At 24.9% G+C, this 4,575-nt stretch carries 6 protein-coding genes; 3 read left to right on the top strand and 3 right to left on the bottom strand.

Features of this window, described 5'->3' with window-relative positions:
• The 3 genes from A9758_RS07545 to A9758_RS02625 form a co-directional block, all read left to right on the top strand.
• Nucleotides 1–453: hypothetical protein (locus tag A9758_RS07545; RefSeq protein WP_158005512.1), on the top strand; the 453-nt coding region annotated here is incomplete at its 5' end.
• 473 nt (nt 454–926) lie between these two features.
• The gene (locus A9758_RS02630; protein ID WP_011406417.1) at nt 927–1,352 is read left to right on the top strand and encodes a hypothetical protein; all 426 of its coding nucleotides are present in this window, start codon (nt 927–929) and stop codon (nt 1,350–1,352) included.
• A gap of 120 nt (nt 1,353–1,472) precedes the next feature.
• Complete coding sequence (locus A9758_RS02625) at nt 1,473–2,975, top strand: TrkH family potassium uptake protein (protein ID WP_011406418.1); 1,503 nt, start codon at nt 1,473–1,475, stop codon at nt 2,973–2,975.
• A gap of 68 nt (nt 2,976–3,043) precedes the next feature.
• Here A9758_RS02625 and A9758_RS02620 read toward each other — a convergent pair whose 3' ends face one another.
• The 3 genes from A9758_RS02620 to A9758_RS02610 all read right to left on the bottom strand — a co-directional run.
• Complete coding sequence (locus A9758_RS02620) at nt 3,044–3,436, bottom strand: TM1802 family CRISPR-associated protein (protein WP_011406419.1); 393 nt, start codon at nt 3,434–3,436, stop codon at nt 3,044–3,046.
• A 13-nt stretch (nt 3,437–3,449) separates the two neighbouring features.
• Nucleotides 3,450–3,953, bottom strand: a complete 504-nt coding sequence (locus A9758_RS02615) for a hypothetical protein (RefSeq protein ID WP_011406420.1) — start codon at nt 3,951–3,953, stop codon at nt 3,450–3,452.
• 1 nt (nt 3,954) lies between these two features.
• A partial coding sequence (locus tag A9758_RS02610) for a potassium channel family protein (protein WP_069776327.1) occupies nt 3,955–4,575 on the bottom strand: 621 nt, incomplete at its 5' end.

The following is a 4,575-nucleotide window of genomic DNA, read 5'->3' as shown; positions in this document are numbered from 1 at the left end:
AAAATTTATAAAATATTAAATATTCTTGAAACATATAATGAATGGAATGACCTAGAATACATATTTATTGACAAAACATTAACACTAACACCAGATATATATGACAATCTTCTAAAAAATAAAATTATTATAACTGAACATGAAAATAATCTTCACATGCTTGATGAAAACAAAGATACATACACCCTACTTGACTCCATACCTACAGTTGATTTAATAATCATGTCAAATAACATTAATAGCCTAACAAACAAGTACATTAAAAAGCTTATTGATGAAGATAATACTATTATTTCAAAAATTCTATCAGATAATATGTATTATATTGCTGATATGAAAAAGAAATTACATATAATTATAACAAATAATAATACATTTGTTTTTAAGGGGTATGGAGTTAATTTAAGACTATTAAATCATACAAAAAATAAGGAATATTTAAGTATCAACTAACTTTCTATTTCATTAAGTAGATAATTTTAATATTTATGTATAAATATAAAATATTAAAACTTAGATAAAATATTTTATAAAACAAGAAGTATAATAATTAATTAGATAATTTAACTAAAAAGTAAATAAATTTAAATACTTAAAAAGAAAAAATTAATTCATTAAAACTACTTGAATAATAATCCCAATTAAAAATTCAAATTTTGGCTGAATTACGTAAATGAACTGATTTAATAAAATATAGCATAGACTAAATAAGTGCTTATTTCTATAAAAGATTATGGTATTTCTAATAAACTTACTTTAATTATTTCAATTAACTAATCAATTTAACACTTCTATTTTTATTTCTTTTTTATTACATTTTTTTATTTAATACCTCTTTTAAAAATACTAGATATTTAATTTCATTCATAAACTATCTAACTAAATATTTAATACAATAAAAAAATAAAAGAAATAAATAGATTAACATGAACTTAAATTTTGATTATTTAACTTCAACAATTATTGGATTATTTATTGGAAGTCTTGTATTATTTTTAGGACGATTATTAAGTTTTCCTATAAGTGGAATCTTATTAGCAATTATAATATCTGCCCTAAGTGCATCATTCCTATATAATCCCTCTAATAAAAGAAATCCTAATCATAGAACTTTAAGAGGTACTATGTCTAGTTTCTTATTATGTTTAATCTTCAGCATATTTCTAACAGGATACTATATACCAAAATTTAGTAGTATATTAGGTACTGCTGATATATCACTTGGATTATCATTAGTTATTGTTTTATTAATCACAGTTATTGGTGGTATAATACTTGGATCTTTTGGTGGAAGTATAGGATCTACTTTTAGAGACCTAGTTTCTGTTATTTATACTGAAAAAAGAAAATAAGGAACTAATCAAATATTATTAAATCTTTTTTTTATACTTTTTTTATTATATTTATCTGATAAACTTTTAAATATTAAAAATATCAATATTAATATGTACAAAATTTAAGGATAGTAACAAATGAACTCATTTACTATAAATAAAATAAAAACAAATGAACTTAAAACAATTGGTCATTATACTGGCTATGTATGTATAGTTATTGGACTATTTATGATAATTCCAATAATATGTGCAATAATATTTCATGATGAAGTAAAATACTTGAATTCATTTGTATCTTCTTCAATTATATGTGTAGCAATTGGATTTTTATTATGGGTTGGTTTTAGTAAAAAAAACTTAACACACCTATCCTTAAAAGGATCCCTAATTTTTGTTCTGAGTATATGGGGACTAACAGCATTAGCAGCAGGTCTTCCATATGTCATTTCTGGAGATTTAAATATACTCGATGCTTTTTTTGAAGGAATGTCTGGTATTACAACAACAGGATTTTCTCTCCTTCCACCATGTGAACATCCATTTTCTGTTGCAATATGGGCTTCATTAACACAATGGCTTGGAGGATTAGGTATCATAGTTTTATTACTTGTTGTTGTTCCATCATCTGTGAGTTTAAAAAGATTATACTTTGCAGAGGGAAGAACAGAACAAATGACACCTAATATAAAACATACAACAATAATCTTTATAAAATTATATTTACTATTAACATCAATTGGAATTATATTATACCTACTAGCAGGACTAAATCTATTTGATGCAATATGTTATTGTTTCTGTGGAATTGCAACAGGTGGTTTTTCTGTACATCCAGCAAGTGTACAATACTTTCAAACACCAATTATACAACTTATAACAATGTGTATTATGATATTAGGTGGTTTAAACTTTGTAGTAATATATCGTGTTATTAAAGGTGCATGGAGAAATCTTTACAAAGACATTGAAATTAAAGCATTTGCATTTCTTGTAATATCTTCAACATTACTTATTGGATTATCATTATATTTCCAAGGATTCTACAATCACGATATATTAATTATACTTAGACATTCACTATTTCAAGTTGTGTCAGTTATTACATCAACAGGTTTTTCCAGTACAAGTATTGATAATTGGTCACCACTTTGTTATACAGTTCTGATATTATTAATGTTTACTGGAAGTTCCATATGTTCTACTAGTGGAGGAATTAAGCTATATAATATAGTTATACTCTTTAAAGCAATATGGTGGGAAGTTAAAAGTATGATACTTCCAAAAAATACCATTATAATTAAAAAAGTATTCCATGATAATAAGTACCGTGATGTATCAGATAAAACTATAAAAACAATACTCATCTATGTAATATCATACATTCTTATATTCATAGCGAGTTTTATAGTAATAGCAATCTTTTGTAATGACTTCCAGATAGCATTTACAATTACAGCTTCATCCCTTGGTAATACTGGACTTGCACCAACATATCTTTCAGTATCAACACCACTTATTGTGAAAATTGTTATGATTATAGATTTCTGGGCAGGTAGGATTGGAGTATGGCCATTATTACTATCAATAGTATATACAACCAACATAATTCAAGGAAAAATAGAAGAACATAGAGAATAAAAATAGCAGATTATATAATAAAAAGGAGATGATGAAACTCCTTTTTATGAACTTTTTTTAAAATAAATTTAAGTTATTTCTTTATCATTTACTTCACGTTTATAATTAGATGCACTACCTAATGTATAACCTAAAGTAAAGTAGAAACTTGTTTCTTCATCAGAAATATTCCAATTTTTATCAGATTTAAGAAGTGATATTGATGCTTCTTCTTCAAGTTCCTTAAATATAGCATCATATTTACGAATTTCATTAATCATAACAGGATATATTGCCCTTATTTTTTCATGACTTAGATTTATATCATAAATTTTATTTAGAAATGGTGTTTTTTCTAGATTCTTATATTCAATATGCGTTAATTTTCTTGTTAAAAATCCAAGTAAGTATGCAGATTTTTTATCATCACTTACTAAAATTTCATCGAGAACATACCTATGTTCTATAGTTAAATTATTCATATTATACCTTCCTTTAAAATATCTTATCAATCACACTAGTTATTTTTAATACATCATTATCTGATTTACCCAATCGTTTCATTGACTTGGCTGCAGCTTCCACTGGAGTATCATGTTCTTCCATCATATATTGACTAACATATGTAATAAACATTCTAAATTCCATTTTACTACTAAATGTTTTTCTTAACAACTTATCAATATCTTTTTCCTCTTCAACAGTGGCAAAATTATTCTCATCCCTCATTCCATTTAATGCCTTGTTAATAGTATCTAAATCATGATACTTAAGAAGCTCATCAAGAAATGCTTCATTCATACGTTTACGATTATCTGTATGTTTACGAATTTTTTTATCAGACTGCATTCTTTCAAGAAAACCATCATAGAATACTTCTACTTCAGGTTCTGTTTTAAATAATACTTGAACAACATCTAACAAATTTGTATCCACATTTAATCCCACAAATTCTTCATCATCCTCTTGTTCCATTTTCTTAACTTCTTCAGGTTTCATTCTATGAATCCTCCTCTTTTTCATATTTTTGATTATCAATATTATCCTTAAGTATTTGTGTAATCTCATCTAACTTAGTTTGTAATTCCTCAACATCCCTATCAAGACTATCAACTTTTTTTTGTAGAGATCTATTTCTATTTTTTAGATGTTTAATATATGATTTAACTAAAAGACGAGTTTTTTCCTCTGGTTTTTCCATATACAATGAAGACATTGCAGCAGTAAAAATACTTAAAAACAACACCCCCATTATTATAGTTATAATACCAATTAATTTACCTTCAGTTGATATTGGAGTAATATCACCATAACCAACACCAGACAATGTTACAATATTATACCATAATGAATCAAAGAAGTTTGTAAATGATGGATCAATATTTTGAAGTATTATAGAAGATAATATTGTATAAAATACTAAAATAAATGTTAATACTTTTAATAATCTATTTTGAACAAAATATTTTAAAGACCCATAATCAAATCTTCTAAGAGCATATATCTTAAATATTTGAAATAATTGTAATAGACTTATTAAACGAACAAGTCTAAATACTGCAAAAAATCTTAAAAATATGAAATTAAATGGTATCATTGAAAGTATATCTATAACATGTGT

It is taken from the genome of Methanosphaera sp. A6, from assembly GCF_001729395.1.
In the GTDB taxonomy this organism is placed as follows: domain Archaea; phylum Methanobacteriota; class Methanobacteria; order Methanobacteriales; family Methanobacteriaceae; genus Methanosphaera; species Methanosphaera stadtmanae.
This window is presented reverse-complemented; position numbering and strand designations above follow the sequence as displayed.

Coding starts and splice junctions, on each gene's coding strand:
- A9758_RS02620 (WP_011406419.1), bottom strand. CDS start 3,436: ATGAATAATTTAACTATAGAACATAGGTATGTTCTCGATGAAATTTTA.
- A9758_RS02625 (WP_011406418.1), top strand. CDS start 1,473: ATGAACTCATTTACTATAAATAAAATAAAAACAAATGAACTTAAAACA.
- A9758_RS02630 (WP_011406417.1), top strand. CDS start 927: ATGAACTTAAATTTTGATTATTTAACTTCAACAATTATTGGATTATTT.
- A9758_RS02615 (WP_011406420.1), bottom strand. CDS start 3,953: ATGAAACCTGAAGAAGTTAAGAAAATGGAACAAGAGGATGATGAAGAA.